This is a genomic window from Streptomyces sp. NPDC014864 (genome assembly GCF_043081525.1).
Lineage (GTDB): Bacteria > Actinomycetota > Actinomycetes > Streptomycetales > Streptomycetaceae > Streptomyces.
Genome location: NZ_JBIBWT010000004.1, coordinates 389,511 through 413,518, shown reverse-complemented (window position 1 = coordinate 413,518; position 24,008 = coordinate 389,511). Strand labels below are relative to the sequence as shown.

Sequence of the window (24,008 nt, the reverse complement as noted above, 5' to 3'; positions counted from 1 at the left end):
CTGGTCTTGCCCGTCCGTACGAACCGAGGTGCGAAACGGGAGCGCCCAGAACCTGCGACCGGAGGAGAGCAGTGGCAGCCAACGACCGGGCAGCAGCTCCCGGAAAATCCGGTGGGAGTTCCGGCGCCGATGGCCTGATGCGCGCCTCCCTGAGCGCCGTGGCACCTGGTACGGCCCTGCGGGACGGCCTGGAGCGGGTGCTCCGCGGCAACACCGGCGGGCTCATCGTCCTCGGCTCCGACAAGACCGTCGAGACGATGTGCACCGGCGGCTTCGTCCTGGACGTCGAGTTCACGGCGACGCGCCTGCGGGAGCTGTGCAAGCTGGACGGCGGCATCGTGATCTCGTCGGACCTGTCGAAGATCCTGCGTGCGGGCGTGCAGCTGGTCCCGGACCCGACGATCCCGACCGAGGAGACCGGCACCCGGCACCGCACGGCGGACCGCGTCAGCAAGCAGGTCGGCTTCCCGGTGGTCTCGGTCTCCCAGTCCATGCGCCTGATCGCGCTCTACGTCGACGGGCAGCGCCGGGTCCTGGAGGACTCCGCGGCGATCCTCTCCCGCGCCAACCAGGCCCTGGCGACGCTGGAGCGCTACAAGCTCCGCCTGGACGAGGTCGCGGGCACGCTGTCGGCGCTGGAGATCGAGGACCTGGTGACCGTCCGGGACGTCTCCGCGGTCGCGCAGCGCCTGGAGATGGTGCGCCGCATCGCGACCGAAATCGCCGAGTACGTCGTCGAGCTGGGCACCGACGGACGTCTTCTGGCCCTCCAGCTGGACGAGTTGATCGCGGGCGTGGAGCCGGAGCGCGAACTGGTGGTCCGGGACTACGTGCCCGAGCCGACCGCCAAGCGCTCCCGCACCGTCGACGAGGCCCTGGCCGAACTCGACGCCCTCAGCCACGCCGAGCTCCTCGAAATGCCCACCGTGGCCCGCGCCCTGGGCTACACCGGCTCTCCCGAGACCCTCGACTCGGCGGTCTCCCCGCGCGGCTTCCGTCTCCTGGCCAAGGTCCCCCGCCTCCCCGGCGCCATCATCGACCGTCTGGTCGAGCACTTCGGCGGCCTCCAGAAGCTGCTGGCCGCCAGCGTCGACGACCTCCAGACCGTGGACGGCGTCGGCGAGGCACGCGCCCGCAGCGTGCGCGAGGGACTGTCGCGGCTGGCGGAGTCGTCGATCCTCGAGCGGTACGTGTAGCGCGGTACGTGCCCGTAGGCACCGCCGGTACGGCGCGGCCCGTACTGGCGGGGGTTTCGTCCGGATCAGCCGGGGTCCGACCTGATCCAAACGAAACTCCCTAGTCCGCCGACAGGACGAACGACGTCTGCAGCTTCGGGAAACCGGGCACCTTCGCCTCCACGAGGTACGTCCCCGCCCCGGCCGAGCCGGGCGGCGGCGTCGCGCACCGCGGAGCGCTCGGCCTGCGGTCCCACTGCACGGTGTACGTGATGCCGCTCCCGGCCGGGACCCGGTACAGCGCGCTTCCGGCGGTCCGCGGGCAGTGGTCCGAGGACCAGTAGTCGTCGCTGCTGTCGGACCGCGAGATGGTGACCACCGTGGACTTCGGTCCCAGGTCCACCTTGCAGTCGCTGCCCGAGGAGTTCTTCGCGGTCAGTTCGAACATGGGCTTCGCGCCGGGTCCGTAGGAGTTGTGGACGCTGCGCAGGGTCAACTTGACCGCTCCGGTGGTGCAGTCGGCGAGCGTGGACCCGGCCGGCAGCACGCCGCCCGCCACGCCGCCGCCCTTGGCGCCGGCGTCCGCCACCCCGGCCGACCCGGCGGAAACGGAGCCGCCCCCGCCCGCGCCGCCGGAGTCACCGGCGCCGCCCGACCCGGAGCCGGAACCGGAGCCGGAACCACCCGAGTCGGAGCCCGATCCGCCCGACTCGTCCCGTCCGCCCGGGTGTTGACTGATCGCGGGACCGGAACCGGAGGGTCCCGGCGTGATGGTCGACGGCGCGGGATGCTTTCCGTTGGATCCGCCGCCGTTGTCGTCGCTCCCCCCGCCGCCGGACGCGACGATCCAGACGGCCACCAGCGCCAACAGGGCCAGCACGGACAGCAGTACGACCCTCCGTCGCCAGTAGATGGAGGAGGGAAGCGGCCCGACCGGATTGCGCAGAGATCCCACGGCGCAAACTTTACGAGAGATCGTCGCGTTCCCCCGCGTCACCCGCCGCGCCGACCACATCTTTTCCGGATCATCATTTCGGCAACGTCCGTGCCGGTGAACCCTCTTGCGGGAAACGCGATCACCCGGACACGCTCCGTCACGACACGCGGCCTCCCCCACCACGTGGCAGGATCGGAACCGTCATGACTGCGCCCACACTGCCCCCGCACAGCAACTCCTCCGCCCCGGCCGCCGACACCGGCGCCCGGCCCCGGATCGGCACCCCGACCGACACCGACGCCTCCGGCTCCCCCCTGGGCGAGATCCTGCACACCGAGGTCATCGCCTGGTTCGACGACCACGCCCGTGACCTGCCCTGGCGACGGTCCGACGCCGGCGCCTGGGGGGTGATGGTCAGCGAGTTCATGCTCCAGCAGACCCCGGTGAGCCGGGTGCTGCCCGTGTACGAGCAGTGGCTGGCCCGCTGGCCCCGCCCCGCCGACCTCGCCAAGGAGGCGCCGGGCGAGGCCGTCCGCGCCTGGGGCCGGCTCGGCTACCCGCGCCGCGCCCTGCGCCTGCACGGCGCCGCCGTCGCCATAACGGAACGGCACGGCGGCGACGTGCCCGACGACCACGCGCAGCTGCTCGCCCTGCCCGGCATCGGCGAGTACACGGCCGCCGCGGTCGCCTCCTTCGCCTACGGCCAGCGGCACCCGGTGCTGGACACCAATGTGCGCCGGCTCCTCGCCCGCGCGGTCACCGGGGTGCAGTACCCGCCGAACGCGACCACCGCGGCCGAGCGCCGCCTCGCCCGGACCCTGCTGCCCGAGGACGAGAAGACCGCCGCCCGCTGGGCCGCCGCCTCCATGGAGCTCGGCGCGCTGGTGTGCACGGCGAAGAACGAGTCCTGCCACCACTGCCCGATCGCCGCGCAGTGCGCCTGGCGGCTCGCGGGCAAACCCGCGCACGACGGACCGCCGCGCCGGGGACAGACGTACGCGGGCACGGACCGGCAGGTCCGCGGCAAGCTGCTCGCGGTGCTGCGGGAGGCCCACGCGCCCGTGCCGCAGACGTCCCTGGACCGGGTATGGCACGAGCCCGTGCAGCGCGCCCGGGCCCTCGACGGTCTCGTCGCGGACGGTCTGGTGGAACCGCTGCCGGGCGGCCTCTACCGGCTGCCTCTCACCTGACTCCCGGTCAACACCCAGGCGGATCACGGCTTCAGGAGGCGCCACCGGCGGGCGTGTGACAGGCCTGCGGCGCCGTCGAGGCGGGCATAACACCTCAAACCGTCCCCAACCCCCTTTCCTCCTTACCCCGTTACGGCTTCCGTTACACAACCGACGTACAGCCGAGGGCTGGCCGCAGGCTGCCTCGGACAACGCCGTGACAACCCCTCCGTACCTTCTGATGCGTGCCCGAGCGGCACCGGACGGCTGCCGACCACAGCCCGTCCGCATCACAGGCGAGAACCGGCCGCAGGTGGGCCGGAAACGGGGATCGGAGGCGGTTGGACATGGCACAGGGCGAGGTGCTGGAGTTCGAGGAGTACGTGCGCACCCGGCAGGACGCGCTGCTGCGCAGCGCACGCCGGCTGGTGCCGGACCCTGTCGACGCCCAGGACCTGCTCCAGACGGCGCTCGTCAGGACGTACGGCCGGTGGGAGGGCATCGCCGACAAGCGGCTCGCGGACGCCTACCTGCGGCGTGTCATGATCAACACGCGGACCGAGTGGTGGCGCGCCCGGAAGCTGGAGGAGGTCCCGACCGAGCAGCTCCCGGACGCCTGCGTGGACGACTCCACCGAGCAGCACGCCGACCGCGCCCTCCTCATGGACATCATGAAAGTGCTCGCTCCCAAGCAGCGCAGTGTCGTCGTGCTGCGACACTGGGAGCAGATGTCCACTGAGGAGACGGCCGCCGCCCTCGGCATGTCGGCGGGAACGGTCAAGAGCACGCTGCACCGGGCGCTCGCCCGGCTCCGCGAGGAGCTGGAAGCCCGCGATCTGGACGCACGCGCGCTGGAGCGTGAGGAGCGGGAGCGTTGCGCGGCCTGACCGGCGCGGGGCCCAACCGGGCCCGGGAGACCTTCCAGGCGGTGACCACGGCGGTGTCCGTGCTCGCCGCCCTCGCCCTTTTGGTCTCCGCCTGCGGCACCGGCGGAACCGGTGCCCGTGACGAGGGCCCGGCCCACGCCGACTCGGTGACGGGCGGCGGCACCACCCGCACCCTCAGCCCCGGCAAGACCCCCGAGCACGTGGACGCGATCCGGCTCATCAAGGACGACCCGCGGGTTTCGGCCGCGGTGAAGCGGGACCTGAAGCCCTGCGTGGCCGACGAGTACCCGGTCGACGTGTCCTACGGCGACCTGACCGGCGGGTCCGTGGACGACATCGTCATCAACGTGCTGACCTGCGGCGACGCGGTGGGCGTAGGAGCGTACGTGTACCGCGAGGAGGGCGACGGCTACGAGAGCGTCTTCCGGTCCGAGGAGCCCCCCGTGTACGCGGAGATAGACCGCGGCGACCTGGTGGTGACCAAGCAGGTGTACGAGAAGGGCGACCCGGTGTCGAATCCGTCGGGCGAGGACGTGATCACGTACCACTGGTCGGCGGGCCGGTTCGCCAAGAAGTACAGCACGCGCAACGAGTACAGCAACGCCGTCGGGGACGGAGCGACACCGCCCCCGGGCAACTGACGGCCCGGCCCCCGCCGGCCCGCCGCTCGTGCCGGCTGCGCAAGAATTCCGACGGCGTGAACCGATCGCCCCGCCGGGCCGTTCTCCCGGTGAAGGCCCCACGAGTGAACGTAACGTCCGGCATCCGCGTCCACCCAGTGGGCGCCCGGCGCGGCCGGCCCGTCCACGAGCGGGCGTACCGGCCGCGAACGCACCACGACAAGCACACGAGGACTGAGAGCACCGGGATGGCAGAGCAGACCCACGTCCTGTTCGTCGAGGACGACGACGTCATCCGCGAGGCCACCCAGCTCGCCCTCGAGCGGGTCGGCTTCGCGGTCACCGCCATGCCGGACGGACTGTCGGGCCTGGAGGCGTTCCGGGCGGACAGACCCGACATCGCGCTGCTGGACGTGATGGTCCCCGGCCTCGACGGGGTCAGCCTGTGCCGCCGCATCCGCGACGAGTCCACGGTGCCCGTGATCATGTTGTCGGCGCGCGCGGACTCCATCGACGTCGTCCTCGGCCTGGAGGCGGGCGCCGACGACTACGTGACCAAGCCGTTCGACGGGGCCGTCCTGGTCGCCCGGATCCGCGCGGTGCTGCGCCGCTTCGGTCACGCCGGTGGCGACCGCTCGGAGGCCGACCCGTCGGCGGTGGACGGCGGGGTGCTGACCTTCGGCGAGCTGGAGGTCGACACCGAGGGCATGGAGGTACGTCGGGCCGGGCAGCCGGTGGCGCTCACGCCGACCGAGATGCGGCTGCTCCTGGAGTTCTCCTCCGCGCCGGGCACGGTCCTGTCCCGGGACAAGCTCCTGGAGCGGGTGTGGGACTACGGCTGGGGCGGCGACACACGCGTCGTCGACGTCCATGTGCAGCGGCTGCGCACGAAGATCGGTCAGGACCGCATCGAGACGGTCCGCGGCTTCGGTTACAAGCTGAAGGCCTGAGCGGGGCCGACATGCGCGGGACGAAGCGGCACCTGACCCCGGAGCGCCTGGAGCGCGCCGGCCTTCGTACGGGCCTGCACACCGGGCTGAGATGGAAGCTCAGCGCGGCCATCGCGCTGGTGGGGGCGCTGGTGGCGCTCGCGCTCAGCCTGGTCGTGCACAACGCCGCCCGGGTGTCGATGCTCGACAACGCGCGCGACCTCGCCGACGAGCGGGTCCAGATCGGCCAGCGCGCCTACGAGCGCGACGGCCGGCCGAACTTCCCCGGCGTGAAGGTCGACGATCCGGCGCTGCCGTCGGCGCTGCGGGAGAAGGTCGGGAAGGGCCGGCGGGCGACCTTCGTGACCGACCACGCGGACGGGCTGCCGGACATCTGGGCGGCCGTCCCGGTCAAGGACGGGCACGTGCTGTCCCTGCACACCCACTTCACCGACCGCAGCACGGACATCCTCAAGGACCTCGACCAGGCCCTCGTCATCGGCTCCATCGCGGTCGTCCTCGGGGGCAGCGCGCTGGGTGTGCTCATCGGCGGCCAGCTCTCGCGCCGGCTGCGCAAGGCCGCGGCCGCGGCGAACCAGGTCGCCATGGGCGAGCCCGACGTGCGGGTGCGGGACGCCATCGGGGGTGTCGTACGGGACGAGACCGACGACCTCGCCCGTGCGGTGGACGCCATGGCGGACGCGCTGCAACAGCGCCTGGAGGCGGAGCGCCGGGTCACGGCGGACATCGCGCACGAGCTGCGCACCCCCGTGACCGGGCTGCTCACCGCGGCCGAGCTGCTGCCGCCCGGCCGCCCCACCGAGCTCGTCCTGGACCGCGCGAAGGCCATGCGCACGCTCGTCGAGGACGTGCTGGAGGTGGCCCGGCTGGACGGCGCCTCGGAGCGGGCGGAGCTGCAGGACATCATGCTGGGCGACTTCGTCACCCGGCGGGTGGCGGCGAAGGACCCGCACGTCGCGGTGCGGGTGGTGCACGAGTCGGAGGTCACGACCGACCCGCGGCGCCTGGAGCGGGTGCTGTTCAACCTGCTCGCCAACGCCGCCCGGCACGGCAGGCCGCCGATCGAGGTGACCGTCGAGGGCCGGGTCATCCGGGTGCGGGACCACGGCCCCGGCTTCCCCGAGGACCTGCTCGCGGAAGGCCCGAGCCGTTTTCGCACCGGCAGCAGGGACCGCGCCGGGCACGGGCACGGCCTCGGCCTGACCATCGCGGCCGGGCAGGCCCGGGTCCTGGGCGCCCGCCTCACCTTCCGCAACGTCCGTCCCGTGGGCGCGCCGGGCCACGTCCCGTCCGAGGGCGCGGTCGCCGTCCTGTGGCTGCCGGAGCACGCGCCGACGAACACGGGCAGCCATCCGATGCTTCCCCTGCCGGGGCAGTGAACGACGCTTCCCTGCCCGGGGAAGCCCCCTGACGCTCCTGCCGGGAACGCGGCCCCGTCTCCCACCCCGGAGAGTCCTGCGTCCTCCGTACCGGGAAGTCCCCCCGCTCCCCCTCGCCGGGGAAGCCGCCGCTCTTCCCTGCCGGGAAACCCCCTGCCCCTCCTGCCGGGAACACGGCCCCGTCTCCCACCCCGGAGACCTGCGATCTCCGTACCGGGAAGCCCCCCACCCCCCTCGCCGGGGAAGCCGCCGCTCTTCCCTGCCGGGAAACCCCCTGCCCCTCCTGCCGGGAACACGGCCCCCGTCTCCCCTCCCGGGAAGCCCACCGTCCTCCACGCCCGGAAGTCCCACGCTCCCCCGTGCTGGGGGAAGCCCCCTGCACCCCCTCGCCGGGACCCCCGCTCCCGTGCCGGGGATGGCCCCTCACGCCCGGTGGCGGGACGGCGAGGGCCCCCGGGGCGGACACCGCCGGGGGCCTTCGTACGGGGTGGTGCGGGGTCAGACGGCCTCCGCCACGCCCTCACGCGCCGGTACCGCGTCGACGGCGGCGTCCTGGCCCTCGGGCCGGGGCGCGGCCGGGCCCGCGCCCTTCAGCGGGACCTCCTTGACGAAAACGGCCGTCGCCAGTGCGAGCACCGCCACGACGGCGCCCAGCAGGAACGCCGAGTGGGTGCCGGCCGACACCGCGTGCTGGTACGCCTCGCGCGCCGCGGTCGGCAGCTTGGCCAGGCTCGCCGCGTCCAGCTGCGCGGACTGCTCGGTGATCTTCGAGCCGAGCGCGCCGGCCCGCTCGGCCATGACGTCCTGGACCCTGTTGTTGAACAGCGCGCCCATGATCGCGACACCGAAGGAGGAGCCGAGCGTACGGAAGAGTGTGGTGGACGATGAGGCGACGCCCATGTCCTTCATCTGCACGCTGTTCTGCGCGACCAGCATGGTGATCTGCATCAGGCAGCCCATGCCGGCGCCGAGAACGGCCATGTAGAGGCCGGAGGTGAGCCGCGTGGTCTCGGTGTCCATCAGGGACAGCAGGTACAGCCCGGCGATCATCAGCGCGCTGCCGACGACGGGGAAGACCTTGTAGCGGCCGCTGTTGGTGGTCACCCGGCCCGCGATCATCGACACGACCAGCATGGCGCCGAGCATGGGCAGGAGCAACAGACCGGAGTTGGTCGCGGAGGCGCCCTGCACCGACTGCTGGTACAGCGGCAGGAAGAGCACCGCGCCGAACATCACGAAGCCGGTGATGAAGCCGATCAGCGACATCAGGGTGAAGTTGCGGCTGCGGAAGATGTGCAGCGGCACGATCGGCTCGGCCGCCCTGGTCTGCCGGAACACGAACCCGACGAGCGCGGCGACGCCGATCGCGGTCAGTTCCATGATGCGCGCGGAGGTCCAGGCGTACTCCGAGCCGCCCCAGGTGGTGACGAGCACGATGGAACTGATTCCTACGGTCAGCAGGGCGGCGCCCAGATAGTCGATCCGGGCCTGCGCGCGCTTCCTCGGCAGGTGGAGCACCGCGCTGACCGCGAGGAGGGCCACCGCGCCGAGCGGCAGGTTGATGTAGAAGGCCCAGCGCCAGCCCCAGTTGTCGGTGATCGTGCCGCCGACCAGCGGACCGCCGATCATCGCGAGCGCCATGACGCCGGCCATCATGCCCTGGTACTTGCCGCGCTCCCGCGGCGGGATCAGGTCACCGATGATCGCCATGACGCCGACCATCAGACCGCCCGCGCCGAGGCCCTGGACGGCGCGGAAGCCGATCAGCTCCCCCATGTTCTGCGCCATGCCGCTCAGCGCGGAGCCGATCAGGAAGAGCACGATCGAGGTCATGAAGGCGCCCTTGCGCCCGTACATGTCGCCGAGCTTGCCCCACAGCGGGGTGGACGCGGCGGTGGCGAGGGTGTACCCGGTGACCACCCACGACAGGTGCTGGAGTCCGCCGAGCTCGCCTACGATCGTCGGCATCGCGGTGCCCACGATCATGTTGTCCAGCATCGCGAGCATCATCGCGATCATGAGCGCGAGCAGCACGACCCGCACGCTCCTGGGCTGTTTGCCGCCCTCCGCGGTGTCCGCCTCGGTGTTCACTGTGTCCGCCATCGGTCCATCCCCCAGCTACGCCTACTTACTTGCCGCCCGGCAAGTTACTACACTCGTGAAGGTAGCCCGCTAACTAGCCGGGCGTCAAGTAAGTTTCACCTGCCGGTCGGCCGGTAAGTTTGGGCGGGAGCGCAAGGAATACGAGGATGGGCGGCACCATGGACGGCACCAAGCAGCAGCGCCGCGGAAACACCCGCCAGCGCATCCAGGACGTGGCGCTCGAACTCTTCGCCGAGCAGGGGTACGAGAAGACCTCGCTCCGCGAGATCGCCGAGCACCTTCAGGTCACCAAGGCGGCGCTCTACTACCACTTCAAGACGAAGGAAGAGATCCTCGTCAGCCTCTTCGAGGACCTGACACAGCCGATCGAGGACCTGATCGAGTGGGGCCGACGGCAGCCACACACCCTGGAGACCAAGCAGGAGATCGTCCGCCGCTACAGCGACGCGCTCGCGGGCGCGGCGCCGCTGTTCCGCTTCATGCAGGAGAACCAGGCGACGGTGCGGGAACTGCGCATCGGGGACACCTTCAAGGACCGGATGCGCTGCCTGCGCGACATCATCATCGATCCGGACGCCAGCCTCACCGACCAAGTCCGTTGCGTCAGCGCCCTGTTCACGCTGCACGCCGGCATGTTCGTCATGCAGGACGTACAGGGCGACCCCGAGGAGAAGCGCAAGGCCGTCCTCGAGGTCGCGATCGATCTGGTGACCCAGGCGGACCGGGCCACCCAGGGCTCCTGACGACGGCGCCGCCCACCGGCCGGTGGGCGGCGAGGCGCGTCGCGGCCGTCGGTCAGACGCTCACGCCGTGGGCGCGCAGGAAGACGACCGGGTTGACGGCGGAGCCGTAGTTCGGGGTCTTGCGGATCTCGAAGTGCAGGTGCGGGCCGGTGGAGTTACCGGTGTTGCCGGACCTGGCTATGTGCTGCCCGGTGGCGACGACCTGACCGACCCTCACGTCGATCCGCGACAGGTGCGCGTACTGGGAGTACGTGCGGTTGCCGTGCTTGATGACGATGGCGTTGCCGTACGCCGGGCCGTCACCGGCGCCGTTGGGGCCGGCCTTGACGACGGTGCCGCCGTGCGCGGCGACGACGTTGGTGCCGATCGGCACGGCGAAGTCCTGACCGCTGTGCTTGTGCGCCCAGTGGCTGCCGTTCTGCATGAAGCTGGCGCTGAGCGCGTACTTCTTCACCGGGTGGACCCAGGTGGCGGCGGCCTTCTTGGCGACGGCCTTCTTGGCGGCCACGGGGGTGACCGTCGCCGCGGTGGCCTTCTTGGCGGCCACGGTGGTGACCGTGGTGGCGGCGGTGGCGGATGCCGCGCCCGCTCCCAGGGCGACCGAGAACCCCAGGCCGGCGGCGACGACGGCGGCGCGGGTACGGAGCTGGGATGCACGGGCGGAACGGGACGTGACGCGCTGGAACATCGATACCTCATGGGGGTGGGGGACTTGAGGACCACCCGGAGCGCGGGGCGCTCGCCGGGCGGGCACCACCTTGGTAACCCCGGGCGACACAGGCCCTCAAACACCCCCTCTACGAGGGAAACTAGTACACGGTCCCCAAAATGCTCGAAGTATTGACAGAACGCGCAACTAGGACACATCACTCAAAAGCGCTGGACAGCGCCACGTCTTACAGATCCCTACCGGGCGGAAAGTCCGGTTTTGTCAGGCAAAGAACCCACTACTCCGCCTAGTACCGCTCGAAGCACCTGTGCCGCTTGTCACCGACTTGAGCCTCCGAGGCCCCCGTTGGTGTGACGTGCCTCATGTGGCCCGCGCCTCATGACAGTTACCGACTAGTAATCATTCGGTTCCCCTCCCGCCACCCTCGCGCATGAACATGCCCACAACAATCCGCAGCGTTCCGGTCGCGAGAGGACCCCCCACCCATGACCAGAAACACCTGGACGCGCCGCATCGGCACGACCGCCGTCGCCACGGTCGCCGCCACGGCGCTCGCCGCACCCGTGGGCGCGCAGGCCGCGACCAACAGCCCGGCCTCGGCCACGACGGGCGTCACGGCCACCGCCACCGTGTCCGGGAACGTCGACTACGCCACCTGGCAGAAGGACTGCCAGGCCGTGATGGACCAGGCGATGCCCTACCTGCGCGAGCGCATCGCCGACGCCCGGCCGGGCGAGAAGCAGGCGGTCGTGTTCGACATCGACAACACGACCCTGGAGACCGACTTCGGCTTCAGCTACCCCCAGCCGGCCAACAAGCCCGTGCTGAAGGCCGCCCAGTACGCCCAGGAGCACGGAGTCGCCCTGTTCTTCGTCACGGCCCGCCCCGGCATCATCAAGGCGCCGACGAAGTACAACCTGGAGTACGACGGCTACGACGTCGACGGCCTCTACGTCCGCGGCCTGCTCGACCTGTTCAAGAACGTCGCCGACTACAAGACGGCCCAGCGCGCCGACATCGAGTCCAAGGGCTACACGATCATCGCGAACATCGGCAACAGCGCCACCGACCTCTCCGGCGGCCACGCCGAGCAGACCTTCAAGCTGCCGGACTACGACGGGCAGCTGTCCTGACGGAGCGCAGCGAAAAGGGGCTGCCCCGGGACCTCAGGTCCCGGGGCAGCCCCCTTCGGTTCGCGCCGAGCGCGGCGGCTACACGTCCTTGCTCAGGTTCGGACCGGCTCCGCCGGCCGCCTGCTCGATCGGCGGGACGTCCGGCAGCGCCGACTTCTCCTCACCCCGGAAGGTGAAGGTCTTGGCGTCGCCCTCGCCCTCGGTGTCCACGACCACGATGTGACCGGGGCGCAGCTCGCCGAAGAGGATCTTCTCCGAGAGCGAGTCCTCGATCTCGCGCTGGATGGTCCGGCGCAGCGGCCGGGCGCCCAGCACGGGGTCGTAGCCCTTCTTGGCGAGCAGCTCCTTGGCGGACTGGGAGAGCTCGATGCCCATGTCCCGGTCCTTCAGGCGCTCGTCCACCTTGCCGATCATCAGGTCGACGATCCGGAGGATGTCGGCCTGCGTCAGCTGCGGGAAGACGACCACGTCGTCGACGCGGTTGAGGAACTCGGGGCGGAAGTGCTGCTTGAGCTCGTCCGACACCTTGTTCTTCATGCGCTCGTAGTTGGTCTTCGTGTCACCCGAGGCCGCGAAGCCCAGGTTGAAGCCCTTGGAGATGTCCCGGGTGCCGAGGTTGGTCGTCATGATGATGACCGTGTTCTTGAAGTCCACGACCCGGCCCTGGGAGTCGGTCAGGCGACCGTCCTCCAGGATCTGCAGCAGCGAGTTGAAGATGTCCGGGTGGGCCTTCTCGACCTCGTCGAAGAGGACGACCGAGAACGGCTTGCGGCGCACCTTCTCCGTCAGCTGACCGCCCTCCTCGTAGCCCACGTAGCCGGGGGGCGAACCGAAGAGACGCGAGACGGTGTGCTTCTCGCTGAACTCCGACATGTCGAGGGAGATCAGCGCGTCCTCGTCGCCGAAGAGGAACTCGGCGAGCGCCTTGGACAGCTCCGTCTTACCGACACCGGACGGGCCGGCGAAGATGAACGAGCCACCGGGACGCTTCGGGTCCTTCAGACCGGCGCGGGTACGGCGGATCGCCTTGGACAGCGCCTTGACGGCGTCGTCCTGGCCGATGACCCGCTTGTGCAGCTCCTCCTCCATGCGGAGCAGGCGGCTGGACTCCTCCTCGGTCAGCTTGAAGACCGGGATGCCGGTGGCCGTGGCGAGGACCTCGGCGATCAGCTCGCCGTCGACCTCGGCGACGACGTCCATGTCGCCGGCCTTCCACTCCTTCTCCCGCTTGGCCTTGGCGGCCAGGAGCTGCTTCTCCTTGTCACGCAGGGAGGCGGCCTTCTCGAAGTCCTGCGAGTCGATCGCGGACTCCTTGTCCCGGCGGACGCCGGCGATCTTCTCGTCGAACTCGCGCAGGTCCGGCGGCGCGGTCATCCGGCGGATGCGCATCCGCGAACCGGCCTCGTCGATCAGGTCGATCGCCTTGTCCGGCAGGAAGCGGTCGGAGATGTACCGGTCGGCCAGGGTGGCGGCCTGGACCAGCGCCTCGTCCGTGATGGAGACGCGGTGGTGGGCCTCGTACCGGTCGCGCAGACCCTTGAGGATCTCGATGGTGTGCGGCAGGGACGGCTCGGCGACCTGGATGGGCTGGAAGCGGCGCTCCAGGGCCGCGTCCTTCTCCAGGTGCTTGCGGTACTCGTCCAGGGTGGTGGCACCGATGGTCTGGAGCTCACCGCGGGCCAGCATCGGCTTCAGGATGGAGGCCGCGTCGATGGCGCCCTCGGCGGCACCCGCACCGACCAGCGTGTGCAGCTCGTCGATGAACAGGATGATGTCGCCGCGGGTGCGGATCTCCTTGAGCACCTTCTTCAGGCGCTCCTCGAAGTCACCGCGGTAGCGGGAGCCCGCGACCAGCGCGCCGAGGTCCAGGGTGTAGAGGTGCTTGTCCTTGAGGGTCTCGGGCACCTCGCCCTTGACGATGGCCTGGGCGAGGCCCTCGACGACGGCGGTCTTGCCGACGCCGGGCTCACCGATCAGCACCGGGTTGTTCTTGGTACGGCGGGACAGCACCTGCATGACCCGCTCGATCTCCTTCTCGCGCCCGATGACCGGGTCGAGCTTGGACTCACGAGCGGCCTGGGTGAGGTTCCGGCCGAACTGGTCGAGGACCAGGGACGTCGAGGGGGTGCCCTCGGCAGGGCCGCCGGCGGCGGCGGTCTCCTTGCCCTGGTAACCGGAGAGCAGCTGGATCACCTGCTGCCGCACCCGGTTGAGGTCTGCGCCCAGCTTGACCAGGACCTGGGCGGCGACGCCCTCGCCCTCACGGATCAGGCCGAGCAGGATGTGCTCCGTGCCGATGTAGTTGTGGCCCAGCTGAAGGGCCTCGCGGAGCGACAGCTCCAGGACCTTCTTGGCACGGGGGGTGAAGGGGATGTGGCCCGAGGGGGCCTGCTGGCCCTGGCCGATGATCTCCTCCACCTGCTGGCGGACCGCCTCGAGCGAAATCCCGAGGCTCTCAAGGGCCTTGGCGGCGACACCCTCACCCTCGTGGATCAGGCCCAGGAGGATGTGCTCGGTGCCGATGTAGTTGTGGTTGAGCATCCGGGCTTCTTCCTGAGCCAGGACGACAACCCGCCGCGCGCGGTCGGTGAACCTCTCGAACATCGTAAATCGCTCCTCAGAGCGGTCAGGCAGTGGGGGGAACTTCCCCTCCCTGTCCTTCCGCAGCTTAGTCCCGCAAGCGGGGACCGCTCATTCCAACTGCCGACACCGTCGATGGCCTCCTGACCCCGAACGCCGACATCTGCTCCAACCCGATGGTGCGAGACGATGTTCCCGCAGGCCAGGCAGTTACCCCAGTCGCCAGTACGCCGATGGCGAACGTGAGACGTTCCGGGCCTGCGTGTCGCCCCCTCCCACTAGGGATGTCTTACCCGTGGGGGCTGATACTCCATGCCGCGCGCATCGGTTCCCTCCGCTATGGGCGAACAACATTTCCGCCCCTCGCGCCGCCGCGGCCCGCGCTTTCCGGAACCCTGCGCGCACGGTGTGCGACCCAGCGTAACCTTGGGGGAATTTCGGAGGTTGCACCTGGCATGACCGGCAGCGTCCCCACGGTTCCCGCTCCCCGCCGGCCGCTCGACCCGGGCGACGGAGCGCGGCACTGGTACGAGCAGTCACTGGGCTGGGCCACGGCGTCCGGCGCGCCGGTGCGCCTCGTGGTGGGCCACCGCTTCGACGTGCTGGACGTGCCGGTGGAGGCGGGGCGGGCGGCGCTGCGCCACCTGGGGCCGCACTCTCCGGTGGCCGTTCAGGGGGACCGGATGCGCCTGCTGGTGGCCGCGGGCAGCGCGGAGGAGCTGCCGGGGCTGCTGGAGTGGCTGGAGTGGGGCGTGGTGGGGCTGGACCTGCTGGCCCTCGGCGCGGGCACGCTGACGGACGCGCCGCTGCCGCCGGAGGCCGGGCCTGCCGGAGGGCGACCGCGTGCCCCCGGCCGCTCCGGTTCGCAGGGGGCCGCCGTGTGGCTGCGGCCCCCCGAGCCCGGGCGCGAGGTCGAGACCTCGCTGCCGACACTGTCGGCGGTGGGGGGCCGTGGCGGCACCCCCGATCTCGTGCGCGTGGTGGACACGGCGGCGACGCAGTGCCACCGCATCCGGCTGCGGCGCGCGTGCGCTCAGCCGTTGGCCTTCTCGTAGGCCTCGCGGATGGACGCGGGAACACGGCCGCGGTCGTTGACCTCGAATCCGTTCTCCTTCGCCCAGGCGCGGATCTGCGCGGTGTCCTGGCTGCCACCGGAAGCGGCGCGCGCCTTTCCGCGCCCACCCGCCGCACGGCCTCCGGTACGACGACCACCGTCGACGTACGGCCGGAGAAGACCACGGAGCTTGTCCGCGTTGGATGTGGTGAGATCGATCTCGTACGTCTTGCCGTCCAGCGCGAACGTCACGGTCTCGTCCGCCTCGCCGCCGTCGAGGTCATCGACAAGAAGGACCTGAACCTTCTGTGCCACCGGATTTCCTTTCATCGATAACGTGAGGGCCGGGGATCGCAGGCGTCCGCCGTTTCGCCGTCCCCTGTTATATGCAGTACTGCACTACGTCGGAAAGCAAACCGCTTTTGCCGGAAAAACACAAACCCCTGGGAGAGACCGAAGGGCCACCCCGTCGGGAAACGTGCGCGTTTCGGACATAGGGAGCGTGGGCAGGCCGGTCGAGCGGAATGCGGCTTCCGTCGCGGACTGTTCCTCGTCGATCACAGATGCAGAAGCATCCGGCTGTTGCCCAAGGTGTTCGGTTTCACTCGCTCGAGTCCGAGGAACTCCGCGACGCCCTCGTCATAGGAACGCAGCAGCTCGGCGTAGACATCGGTGTCGACGGGCGTCTCACCGATCTCCACGAAGCCGTGCTTCGCGAAGAAGTCGACTTCGAAGGTCAGACAGAAAACGCGGCGAACGCCGAGCCCGCGCGCGGTCTCGACGAGCTTCTCCAGGAGCCGGTGACCGACGCCGGCGCCCTTCAGGCCCGGCCGCACGGCGAGAGTGCGCACTTCCGCCAGGTCCTCCCACATCACGTGCAGTGCGCCGCAGCCGACGACCTCGGCGTTGTCGTCCCGTTCGGCGACCCAGAACTCCTGGATGTCCTCGTAAAGCGTCACCGTCGCTTTGTCGAGCAGGATGCGCTCACGGACGTAGGTGTCGAGCAGTCGGCGCACGGCCGGGACATCGCTGGTGCGGGCCCGGCGGACGGTGAGGGCTTTTGCGGAGACTTCGGGGCGCTCTGCGGACATGAGCGGACGCTATCGCCCGCGTCCGCCGCGCACCGAGCCGGGGTTCTCGTCGCCGGTTTCGGCGGCGGTATCCGGAACTTCCCCGCCGACTTCGCCCGGGGCTTCCCCGAGGACATCGCCCTTGACTTCGCCCGTGTCTTCGGCGGACTCTTCCGGGGTGGCTTCGGCCTGGCTCCGAGTCGTGAGTTCGGCGGACTCCTCGGCTCCGGCTCCCGAAGTGCCTTCGACCATCCGTACGGCGTCCCGCAGGGCCCGTCGCTGTTCCTCGCTCATCATCCCGAAGAAGGCGACGAGAGCGGCGGCGGCGTTGTCGCTCTGGGACCAGGCGTCGTTCATCAGTGCGGCGGCGTAGGCGGCCCGGGTGGAGACCGCCTCATATCGATAGGCCCGGCCCTCCGCTTCGCGGCGCACCCAGCCCTTCTGATGGAGATTGTCCAAAACGGTCATCACGGTGGTGTAGGCGATGGACCGTTCCTGCTGAAGGTCTTCCAGGACTTCTCGAACGGTCACCGGGCGGTTCCACTTCCACACCCGCGTCATGACCGCGTCTTCGAGTTCTCCCAATGGGCGAGGCACACCTCAGAACAATAGTGGGAGATCCGGTCAATGGCGTGCCGGACGTGCGCTTTCAGCGGCAAACAAGAACAAAAAGGGCGTACGGCGCCTCGGCACGGGAGGACCGTGCGGGAGCCGTACGCCGCCGCGGCAGCCGCGTGCCGCCTCAGGCGTCGGTGGGCGCACCGCCCACGGAGGCCTGCCGGCCGCTCTCCGTGCGCGCGAGGGCGGCGTCGACGGCCGCGTCCTCCTTGGCCTTGGCGGCGCCGCCCTGGGTCTTCACGATCACCCGCACCAGAGCGGCGAAGAAGACGGCCATCACTACCGGGGGCACGAGCGCGGAGACGTAGTCCATGGCTCCAGCGTAGCCAGCGCGGCCGGACAAACGGGGGCGGGGTACCCCGCAGTGTCACACCGCCGCGAGCTCCTGCTGCGGCCGCTCGGACGGCGGGGCCGGTTTGCGGCGCGGGAAGACCTCACCCGGTGTGGGGATGGGACGGCGGGCGGGCTGCGGGGTCCCGGGAGCGGGCGCGGGGGCCGGCGGCGCGGGGGGCGGGGCGGGGCGCTCGGCGGGCTTCGGCGCCGGCTTCTTGGCGGGACCCTTGCCGGGGTCGCCGCCCTGGCCCGCGAGAGTGCCCGTACGGCCGCCCTGGAGGGCGTGGAGGGGACTGCGGGAGGCCGGGAGGGTCGGGGCCCCCGACAGGGCCGTGGCGGCCGGGAGAGCGGCGCCGGCGGGGCGCGCACCGTGGGACGCCGGCGCCACCGGGCCGAGGAGCGCCCGGCAGCGGTCCAGGAGGGCGGCCGCGGCCGCGTTGCCGCGCAGGGCGCCGAGCGCCGCGAGGTCGTCGCGGCCGGGCCGGTGGCCGGCGCTCAGCGCTTCCGACAGGAGCGCCACGTAGCCGACGGCCGTGCCGGGCAGGGCGGCGCGGTAGCGGGCGAGGTCGGCCAGCAGGAAAGCGCGCAGCCGGGCCCCCTCGCGCATCGCCTCGTCCAGCGACTCGGTGAGACGGAGACAGTCCTGTACGTCCTCGGCGGAGGCGGGACGGGGATGGAGGGCAAGGTCGAGAGCGCGGCGGAGCACACGCAGCTCCTCCACGCCGAACGCCATGCCGCCGCGGGTTCCGTATGGCGTGGGCATAGGCCGACGATACGCGCTAATCAGACAAATTCGACATAAGGGCGCGCGGTGTGGCGTGCGGGATGCCCGCACGCCACCCGCACGCCACGCGCGTGACCGTGAACGCCCTCGTCAGCGGCCCGGGCACCTCACATGCGCGACACGTTCCGCTCGTAGACCAGCCGGAGCCCGATGAGCGTCAGCCACGGCTCGTGCTCGTCGATCACCGTGGACTCCCCCAGCACCATGGGCGCCAGGCCGCCCGTCGCGATCACCGTCACGTCGTCGGGGTCGTCGGCAAGCTCCCGGGCGATGCGGCTCACGACGCCGTCGACCTGGCCGGCGAACCCGTAGACGATGCCCGACTGCATGGCCTCGACCGTGTTCTTGCCGATCACGCTGCGCGGCCGGGCCACCTCGATCTTCCGCAGCATCGCCGCCTTGACGCCCAGCGCCTCGACGGAGATCTCGATGCCGGGCGCGATGACCCCGCCGACGTACTCCCCGCGCGCGGAGACCGCGTCGAAGGTCGTCGCGGTGCCGAAGTCCACGACGACCGCCGGGCCGCCGTACAGCTCGTTCGCCGCCACCGCGTTGATGATGCGGTCTGCGCCGACCTCCTTGGGGTTGTCGAAGAGGATCGGCACACCCGTCTTGACGCCGGGCTCGACCAGGACGGCCGGCACGTCGCCGTAGTAGCGGCGGGTGACCTCGCGCAGTTCGTGCAGCACCGACGGCACGGTCGCGCAGATGGCGATGCCGTCGATGCCGTCGCCCAGGCCGTCGCCGAGCAGCGGGTGCATGCCCATCAGGCCCTGCAGGAGCACCGCCAGCTCGTCCGCGGTACGGCGCGCGTCCGTGGAGATGCGCCAGTGCTCGACGATGTCCTCCCCGTCGAAGAGGCCCAGGACGGTGTGCGTGTTGCCGACGTCGATCGTCAGGAGCATGGCCGTTACTCCGCCTCGCGCAGGTCCAGGCCGATGTCCAGGATCGGCGAGGAGTGGGTCAGGGCCCCCACGGCGAGGTAGTCCACGCCGGTCTCCGCGTACGCCCGGGCGGTGTCCAGGGTGAGGCGGCCGGACGCCTCCAGCAGGACCCGCCCGCCGACGACGCCCACGGCCTCCGCGCACTCGCCGGGCGTGAAGTTGTCCAGCAGGACCAGGTCGGCGCCGGCCTCGACGACCTCGCGGAGCTGGTGCAGGGTGTCGACCTCGACCTCGATCGGCACGTCCGGGAAGGCCTCCCGTACGGCCTTGAAGGCCTGCGCGACGCCACCGGCGGCGACCACGTGGTTGTCCTTGACCAGGGCGGCGTCGGACAGGGACATGCGGTGGTTCACACCGCCGCCGCAGCGCACGGCGAACTTCTCCAGGGACCTGAGGCCCGGCGTCGTCTTGCGGGTGTCGCGCACCTTGGCCTTGGTGCCCTCCAGGACGTCCGCCCACGCGCGCGTGGCGGTCGCGATGCCGGACAGGCGGCACAGCAGGTTGAGCGCGCTGCGCTCGGCGGTCAGCAGGTCACGCGTGCGCGTGGTGACCGACAGCAGCTTCTGCCCGGCCTCCACCCGGTCGCCGTCGTCGACGTGGCGCTCGACCTCGAACTCGTCCGTGCAGACGACCGAGAGCACCGCCTCGGCCACCCTGAGGCCCGCCACCACGCCGGCCTCGCGCGCGGTGAAGTCGCCGGTGGCGACGGCCTCCTCGGGGATGGTCGCGACCGTCGTCACGTCCACGCCGTGGTCGAGGTCCTCCTGGATGGCGACGTTGGCGATGTCCTCGACCTCCAGGGGGTCGAGTCCGGCGTCGGCCAGGAGCTGGGCGAGCGCGGGGTCCAGCCCGCACTCCAGGTACTCCTCGTCGCCGTCCGCGCCGCCGCAGGCACAGCCGTCGCCGCAGCCGCCGGTCGGGGCGAGGGGAAGGTCGTCGGTGCTCACTTGTGTCACTGCTCCTGGGAACGCTGGGGCGCGGGGGCCTCGGGGCGGGTCGGGGGGAAGTCTGCGGTGTCGGTGGTGTACAGGACCAGATCGGCGGGGGCGGCGCGGTGGGGGTGCCCCCAGGCGTGAAGCACTGGGGGAGCCTCGGTGGAGGGGTGGTCGCGGGAGACGGGCGGGAGGTCCGGATTCAGCCGTACGACGATGTGGCGGCGCCAGTGGGTGTCCTCGCGCTCGGGGCGGTCCTCGCGCCAGTGGCAGCCGCGGGTCTCCTCGCGCAGCCGCGCGGCGGCGACCAGGACTTGGGCCACGCACAGGAGGTTCGTGGCCTCCCAGGTGTCGACGCCCGGCTCGGCCGTCTTGCCGTTCTCGACGAGGGCGTCGCGGGCGTCGGTGTGCAGCTGCTGGAGCCGGTCGGCGGCCTTGGCGAGGGAACCGGCGGAGCGCAGCACGCCCGCGCCCTCGGTCATGATCCGCTGGATCGCGAACCGGGCCTCCGGCGCGAGCAGGGGGTGCGCGGGCTTCTCCGGCTGCGCGACGGGCGCCGGCACGCGCGCGTGGAAGGCGTCGTCCGCCCGGGCGGCGGCGATGTCGGCGGCGATGCGCTCCGCGTAGACCAGGCCCTCCAGCAGGGAGTTGGAGGCGAGCCGGTTGGCGCCGTGCACACCGGTGCAGGCGACCTCGCCGCACGCGTACAGCCCGGGGACGGTGGTCCGCCCGTGGGAGTCGGTGCGCACGCCGCCGGAGGCGTAGTGGGCGGCCGGGGCGACCGGGACGGGCTCGGTGACCGGGTCGATGCCGTGGGCGCGGCAGGCGGCCAGGATGGTCGGGAAGCGGTGCTCCCACATCTCGGCGCCGAAGTGCCGGGCGTCGAGGAACATGTGCTCGGCGCCCTGCTCCTGCATCCGGCGTGTGATGCCCTTGGCGACGATGTCCCGCGGCGCCAGTTCGGCCAGTTCGTGCTGCCCCACCATGAAGCGCACGCCGCCGGCGTCGACCAGGTGGGCGCCCTCGCCGCGTACCGCCTCGGAGACCAGCGGCTGCTGGCCCTCGGCGTCCGGGCCGAGGAAGAGCACGGTCGGGTGGAACTGCACGAACTCCAGGTCCGAGACCTCGGCGCCGGCGCGCAGCGCGAGCGCCACCCCGTCGCCGGTCGACACGGACGGGTTCGTGGTCGCGGAGAACACCTGGCCCATGCCGCCGGTGGCGAGGACCACGGCGGGGGCGTGCACGGCGCCCACGCCGTCGTGCTGGCCCTCGCCCATCACGTGCAGGCTCACGCCCGCGGCGCGGCCCTCGGCGTCCGTGAGCAGGTCCAGCACGAGCGCGTTCTCGATCGTCCGCATCCCCCGCGCGCGCACCGCCTCGACGAGGGCCCGGGAGATCTCCGCGCCGGTCGCGTCGCCTCCCGCGTGCGCGATGCGGCGGCGGTGGTGGCCGCCCTCGCGGGTGAGCTGGATACCGCCCTCGTCGTCGGTGTCGAAGTGCGCACCGGTGGAGATCAGCCGCCGTACGGCGCCGGGTCCCTCGGTGACGAGGAGCCGGACGGCCTCCTCGTCGCACAGGCCCGCGCCCGCCACCAGCGTGTCGTCCAGGTGCTGCTCCGGGGTGTCGCCCTCCCCGAGGGCCGCGGCGATACCGCCCTGGGCCCAGCGTGTGGAGCCGTCGTCCAGCCGGGCCTTGGTGACGACGACCGTCCGCAGGCCGGCGGCCTCGCAGCGCAGCGCCGCGGTCAGCCCGGCGACGCCGGAGCCGACGACCACGACGTCCGCGGAGATGGACCACCCGGGCGCGGGCGCGTGCAGTCGTATGCCTGTGCTGGTCACGAGGCGGCTCCGAAGGTGAGGGGGAGGTTGTCGATCAGCCGGGTCGCGCCGACCCGGGCGGCGACGGCGAGTACGGCCTCGCCGGTGAAGTCGTCCCCGATCTCGGTGAAGTCGGACGGGTCGACGAGGGCCAGGTAGTCCAGTTCGAGCGGCGGGTCGAGGCGGGCGGCCTCGTCGAGGACCAGGCGGGCGGCCGCGCGCACGGCCGCCGCGGCGCCCGGGACGGCCTTGGCGACGGCGGCGGCGTCGGCCGCCGCGCGGGACTCACCGAGGGCGCTGAGGGCCTCGGCACGCGCGCGCGTGGAGGGCACCTCGCGGGCCCGCGCGCACAGCGCCTCCTGCGCGGCGTGCCGGTCGCGGCCCGCGAACAGGGCCTGCGACAGGGCGAGGGCGGTGCGCCGCTCCTGGACGGAGAGGTAACGGTTGCGGCTGGAGAGGGCGAGGCCGTCGTCCTCGCGCACGGTCGGCACGCCCACGATCTCGACGCCGAAGTTCAGGTCGCGCACCATGCGGCGGATCAGGGCGAGCTGCTGGGCGTCCTTCTGGCCGTACAGCGCCACGTCGGGGCGGGTGAGGTGGAGCAGCTTGGCGACGACGGTGAGCATCCCGTCGAAGTGGCCGGGGCGCGAGGCGCCCTCCAGGCGCTCGCCCATGGGACCCGCGGTGACGCGGACCTGGGGCTCGCCGCCCGGGTAGACCTCCTCCACCGCGGGGGCGAACACGACGTCGGCACCGGCCTGCTCGGCGACCTTGAGGTCGGCCTCCAGGGTGCGCGGGTAGCGGTCCAGGTCCTCGCCCGCGCCGAACTGGAGCGGGTTCACGAAGACGGTGACCACGACCTCGCCCGCGGGGCCGGCGATCTCCCGGGCGCCGCGGACGAGGGTGGCGTGGCCCTCGTGCAGGGCGCCCATGGTCATCACGACGGCGCGGCGGCCGTGACGCACGCGCGCGTGCAGCTCGTCGGCGGTGCGCAGCAGTGCGGTGGTCATCGGGCGTTCCCTTCGGTCCCGTCGGTCCCCTCGGCGAGGACGCCCAGCAGGTCCTCGGCCAGCTCCGGCTTCAGCAGCCCGTGGGCCAGGGCCCGGTCGGCGGTGGCGCGGGCCATCGCCAGATAGCCGGCGACGGTCTGCGGGGCGTGCCGGCGCAGCTCGGCGACATGGGCGGCGACGGTGCCGGCGTCCCCGCGCGCGACGGGCCCGGTGAGCGCCGCGTCACCGGAGCGCAGGGCGTTGTCCAGGGCGGCGCCGAGCAGCGGGCCGAGCATCCGGTCGGGTGCCTCGACACCGGCCTCGCGCAGCAGCTCCATGGACTGGGCGACCAGCGTCACCAGGTGGTTGGCGCCCAGCGCGAGCGACGCGTGGTACAGCGGGCGCCGCTCCTCTGCGACCCACTCCGGCTCGCCGCCCATCTCGATGACGAGGGCCTCGGCGGCCAGCCGCAGCTCCTCGGGGGCGGTGACCCCGAAGGAGCAGCCGGCCAGCCGCTGCACGTCCACGGGGGTGCCGGTGAAGGTCATCGCCGGGTGCAGGGCCAGCGGCAGCGCGCCCGCGCGCAGGGCGGGGTCCAGCACCCGGGCGCCGTACCGCCCGGAGGTGTGCACGAGGAGCTGCCCGGGCCGCACGGCGCCGGTCTCGGCGAGGCCCGCGACGAGCCCGGGCAGGGCGTCGTCGGGGACGGTCAGGAGCACCAGCTCGGCCCGCTCCAGCACCTCGGCGGGCGGGACGAGGGGCACGTCGGGGAGCATGAGCGCGGCCCGTCGCCGGGAGGCGTCGGAGACGCCGGAGACGGCGACCGGGCGGTGCCCGGCGAGCTGGAGGGACGCGGCCAGCGCGGGGCCCACCCGGCCGGCGCCGACGACGCCGACGGTGAGCCGCGCGGGGCGGTCCCTGGGGTCTGGCTGTTGGCTTGTACTCACGCGACGGCGGCCTTCCCGTTCCAGTCCGCTCCGGGTACCGGACGATTTCTCGTCATGTTAACGCGATTGGTTCGAGAGGCGTTCGGTTGTCCACAGGCTGTGGGTTTCCCCACGGCCCCGGCGCGGAATCCCGCACTCCCGGACGGAAAACGCGGTGCCCGCCCCACCGGACCC

General features: G+C 71.7%; 23 protein-coding genes. 9 read left to right on the top strand and 14 right to left on the bottom strand.

Going from position 1 to position 24,008, the window contains the following annotated elements:
- The first annotated feature begins 71 nt into the window (after positions 1-71).
- The gene (disA, locus tag ACF1A5_RS10425; RefSeq protein WP_356190658.1) at positions 72-1,196 is read left to right on the top strand and encodes a DNA integrity scanning diadenylate cyclase DisA; all 1,125 of its coding nucleotides are present in this window, start codon (positions 72-74) and stop codon (positions 1,194-1,196) included.
- A 100-nt stretch (positions 1,197-1,296) separates the two neighbouring features.
- On the opposite strand, the gene ACF1A5_RS10420 is transcribed toward disA, so the two are convergent.
- On the bottom strand, positions 1,297-2,130 hold the full coding sequence (locus tag ACF1A5_RS10420) for a hypothetical protein (protein WP_392192415.1): 834 nt from the start codon (positions 2,128-2,130) through the stop codon (positions 1,297-1,299).
- Positions 2,131-2,315: 185 nt separating this feature from the next.
- Here ACF1A5_RS10420 and ACF1A5_RS10415 point away from each other — a divergent pair, with 185 nt between their 5' ends.
- The 5 genes from ACF1A5_RS10415 (at position 2,316) to cseC (ending at position 7,117) form a co-directional block, all read left to right on the top strand.
- Positions 2,316-3,302 carry an A/G-specific adenine glycosylase gene (locus ACF1A5_RS10415; RefSeq protein ID WP_392192414.1) on the top strand — a complete coding sequence of 329 codons (987 nt, stop codon included), beginning with the start codon at positions 2,316-2,318 and terminating at the stop codon, positions 3,300-3,302.
- A 326-nt stretch (positions 3,303-3,628) separates the two neighbouring features.
- A complete protein-coding gene (locus ACF1A5_RS10410) occupies positions 3,629-4,168 on the top strand; it encodes a SigE family RNA polymerase sigma factor (protein ID WP_132856486.1) in 540 nt (179 codons plus the stop codon).
- Positions 4,156-4,809 carry a hypothetical protein gene (locus tag ACF1A5_RS10405; RefSeq protein WP_392192413.1) on the top strand — a complete coding sequence of 218 codons (654 nt, stop codon included), beginning with the start codon at positions 4,156-4,158 and terminating at the stop codon, positions 4,807-4,809. Before ACF1A5_RS10410 ends, ACF1A5_RS10405 begins: the two co-directional genes overlap by 13 nt.
- A 227-nt stretch (positions 4,810-5,036) precedes the next feature.
- Positions 5,037-5,738 carry a two-component system response regulator CseB gene (cseB, locus tag ACF1A5_RS10400; protein ID WP_392192412.1) on the top strand — a complete coding sequence of 234 codons (702 nt, stop codon included), beginning with the start codon at positions 5,037-5,039 and terminating at the stop codon, positions 5,736-5,738.
- An 11-nt stretch (positions 5,739-5,749) separates the two neighbouring features.
- A complete protein-coding gene (cseC, locus tag ACF1A5_RS10395; RefSeq protein ID WP_392192411.1) occupies positions 5,750-7,117 on the top strand; it encodes a two-component system sensor histidine kinase CseC in 1,368 nt (455 codons plus the stop codon).
- A 498-nt stretch (positions 7,118-7,615) separates the two neighbouring features.
- On the opposite strand, the gene ACF1A5_RS10390 is transcribed toward cseC, so the two are convergent.
- Entirely contained in the window at positions 7,616-9,220 is a 1,605-nt protein-coding gene (locus ACF1A5_RS10390) for an MDR family MFS transporter (RefSeq protein WP_392192410.1), read from the bottom strand.
- Between the two features lie 146 nt (positions 9,221-9,366).
- Between ACF1A5_RS10390 and ACF1A5_RS10385 the strand changes: the two genes are divergently transcribed.
- Entirely contained in the window at positions 9,367-9,963 is a 597-nt protein-coding gene (locus tag ACF1A5_RS10385; RefSeq protein ID WP_356190676.1) for a TetR/AcrR family transcriptional regulator, read from the top strand.
- Between the two features lie 52 nt (positions 9,964-10,015).
- Here the strand turns inward: ACF1A5_RS10385 and ACF1A5_RS10380 are convergent, their stop codons facing one another.
- Positions 10,016-10,651 (bottom strand): M23 family metallopeptidase, encoded by a 636-nt coding sequence (locus tag ACF1A5_RS10380; protein WP_392192409.1) that lies wholly within the window; start codon positions 10,649-10,651, stop codon positions 10,016-10,018.
- A 467-nt stretch (positions 10,652-11,118) separates the two neighbouring features.
- Between ACF1A5_RS10380 and ACF1A5_RS10375 the strand changes: the two genes are divergently transcribed.
- Positions 11,119-11,766, top strand: a complete 648-nt coding sequence (locus ACF1A5_RS10375; RefSeq protein WP_392192408.1) for an HAD family acid phosphatase — start codon at positions 11,119-11,121, stop codon at positions 11,764-11,766.
- Positions 11,767-11,844: 78 nt separating this feature from the next.
- On the opposite strand, the gene ACF1A5_RS10370 is transcribed toward ACF1A5_RS10375, so the two are convergent.
- On the bottom strand, positions 11,845-14,370 hold the full coding sequence (locus tag ACF1A5_RS10370; protein WP_392192407.1) for an ATP-dependent Clp protease ATP-binding subunit: 2,526 nt from the start codon (positions 14,368-14,370) through the stop codon (positions 11,845-11,847).
- 431 nt (positions 14,371-14,801) lie between these two features.
- On the opposite strand from ACF1A5_RS10370, the gene ACF1A5_RS10365 reads away from it, so the two are divergent.
- Positions 14,802-15,401, top strand: a complete 600-nt coding sequence (locus ACF1A5_RS10365; RefSeq protein WP_392192406.1) for an SCO3374 family protein — start codon at positions 14,802-14,804, stop codon at positions 15,399-15,401.
- On the opposite strand, the gene ACF1A5_RS10360 is transcribed toward ACF1A5_RS10365, so the two are convergent.
- From ACF1A5_RS10360 to ACF1A5_RS10315, 10 genes are all read right to left on the bottom strand, one after another.
- Positions 15,380-15,715 (bottom strand): Lsr2 family protein, encoded by a 336-nt coding sequence (locus ACF1A5_RS10360; RefSeq protein WP_356190687.1) that lies wholly within the window; start codon positions 15,713-15,715, stop codon positions 15,380-15,382. The genes ACF1A5_RS10365 and ACF1A5_RS10360 overlap by 22 nt on opposite strands.
- Positions 15,716-15,957: 242 nt before the next feature.
- Entirely contained in the window at positions 15,958-16,491 is a 534-nt protein-coding gene (locus tag ACF1A5_RS10355; protein ID WP_392192405.1) for an amino-acid N-acetyltransferase, read from the bottom strand.
- Between the two features lie 9 nt (positions 16,492-16,500).
- Entirely contained in the window at positions 16,501-17,031 is a 531-nt protein-coding gene (locus tag ACF1A5_RS10350) for a BlaI/MecI/CopY family transcriptional regulator (RefSeq protein ID WP_392192444.1), read from the bottom strand.
- Between the two features lie 181 nt (positions 17,032-17,212).
- On the bottom strand, positions 17,213-17,401 hold the full coding sequence (locus ACF1A5_RS10345; RefSeq protein WP_392192404.1) for a hypothetical protein: 189 nt from the start codon (positions 17,399-17,401) through the stop codon (positions 17,213-17,215).
- Between the two features lie 54 nt (positions 17,402-17,455).
- On the bottom strand, positions 17,456-18,154 hold the full coding sequence (locus ACF1A5_RS10340; protein WP_392192443.1) for a hypothetical protein: 699 nt from the start codon (positions 18,152-18,154) through the stop codon (positions 17,456-17,458).
- Between the two features lie 158 nt (positions 18,155-18,312).
- Positions 18,313-19,110 (bottom strand): type III pantothenate kinase, encoded by a 798-nt coding sequence (locus tag ACF1A5_RS10335; RefSeq protein WP_392192403.1) that lies wholly within the window; start codon positions 19,108-19,110, stop codon positions 18,313-18,315.
- Between the two features lie 5 nt (positions 19,111-19,115).
- Positions 19,116-20,096: a carboxylating nicotinate-nucleotide diphosphorylase gene (nadC, locus tag ACF1A5_RS10330; RefSeq protein WP_392192402.1), complete on the bottom strand. Its 981-nt coding sequence runs from the start codon at positions 20,094-20,096 to the stop codon at positions 19,116-19,118.
- Between the two features lie 5 nt (positions 20,097-20,101).
- The gene (locus ACF1A5_RS10325; RefSeq protein WP_392192401.1) at positions 20,102-21,919 is read right to left on the bottom strand and encodes an L-aspartate oxidase; all 1,818 of its coding nucleotides are present in this window, start codon (positions 21,917-21,919) and stop codon (positions 20,102-20,104) included.
- Positions 21,916-22,908, bottom strand: a complete 993-nt coding sequence (gene panC / locus ACF1A5_RS10320; protein WP_392192400.1) for a pantoate--beta-alanine ligase — start codon at positions 22,906-22,908, stop codon at positions 21,916-21,918. Before panC ends, ACF1A5_RS10325 begins: the two co-directional genes overlap by 4 nt.
- Positions 22,905-23,834 carry a Rossmann-like and DUF2520 domain-containing protein gene (locus ACF1A5_RS10315; RefSeq protein WP_392192399.1) on the bottom strand — a complete coding sequence of 310 codons (930 nt, stop codon included), beginning with the start codon at positions 23,832-23,834 and terminating at the stop codon, positions 22,905-22,907. Before ACF1A5_RS10315 ends, panC begins: the two co-directional genes overlap by 4 nt.
- Positions 23,835-24,008: the final 174 nt, after the last annotated feature.

Coding starts and splice junctions, on each gene's coding strand:
- ACF1A5_RS10415 (WP_392192414.1), top strand. CDS start 2,316: ATGACTGCGCCCACACTGCCCCCGCACAGCAACTCCTCCGCCCCGGCC.
- ACF1A5_RS10410 (WP_132856486.1), top strand. CDS start 3,629: ATGGCACAGGGCGAGGTGCTGGAGTTCGAGGAGTACGTGCGCACCCGG.
- cseB (WP_392192412.1), top strand. CDS start 5,037: ATGGCAGAGCAGACCCACGTCCTGTTCGTCGAGGACGACGACGTCATC.
- cseC (WP_392192411.1), top strand. CDS start 5,750: ATGCGCGGGACGAAGCGGCACCTGACCCCGGAGCGCCTGGAGCGCGCC.
- ACF1A5_RS10390 (WP_392192410.1), bottom strand. CDS start 9,220: ATGGCGGACACAGTGAACACCGAGGCGGACACCGCGGAGGGCGGCAAA.
- ACF1A5_RS10385 (WP_356190676.1), top strand. CDS start 9,367: ATGGGCGGCACCATGGACGGCACCAAGCAGCAGCGCCGCGGAAACACC.
- ACF1A5_RS10380 (WP_392192409.1), bottom strand. CDS start 10,651: ATGTTCCAGCGCGTCACGTCCCGTTCCGCCCGTGCATCCCAGCTCCGT.
- ACF1A5_RS10375 (WP_392192408.1), top strand. CDS start 11,119: ATGACCAGAAACACCTGGACGCGCCGCATCGGCACGACCGCCGTCGCC.
- ACF1A5_RS10370 (WP_392192407.1), bottom strand. CDS start 14,370: ATGTTCGAGAGGTTCACCGACCGCGCGCGGCGGGTTGTCGTCCTGGCT.
- ACF1A5_RS10365 (WP_392192406.1), top strand. CDS start 14,802: ATGACCGGCAGCGTCCCCACGGTTCCCGCTCCCCGCCGGCCGCTCGAC.
- ACF1A5_RS10355 (WP_392192405.1), bottom strand. CDS start 16,491: ATGTCCGCAGAGCGCCCCGAAGTCTCCGCAAAAGCCCTCACCGTCCGC.
- ACF1A5_RS10350 (WP_392192444.1), bottom strand. CDS start 17,031: ATGACGCGGGTGTGGAAGTGGAACCGCCCGGTGACCGTTCGAGAAGTC.
- ACF1A5_RS10345 (WP_392192404.1), bottom strand. CDS start 17,401: ATGGACTACGTCTCCGCGCTCGTGCCCCCGGTAGTGATGGCCGTCTTC.
- ACF1A5_RS10340 (WP_392192443.1), bottom strand. CDS start 18,154: ATGGCGTTCGGCGTGGAGGAGCTGCGTGTGCTCCGCCGCGCTCTCGAC.
- ACF1A5_RS10335 (WP_392192403.1), bottom strand. CDS start 19,110: ATGCTCCTGACGATCGACGTCGGCAACACGCACACCGTCCTGGGCCTC.
- panC (WP_392192400.1), bottom strand. CDS start 22,908: ATGACCACCGCACTGCTGCGCACCGCCGACGAGCTGCACGCGCGCGTG.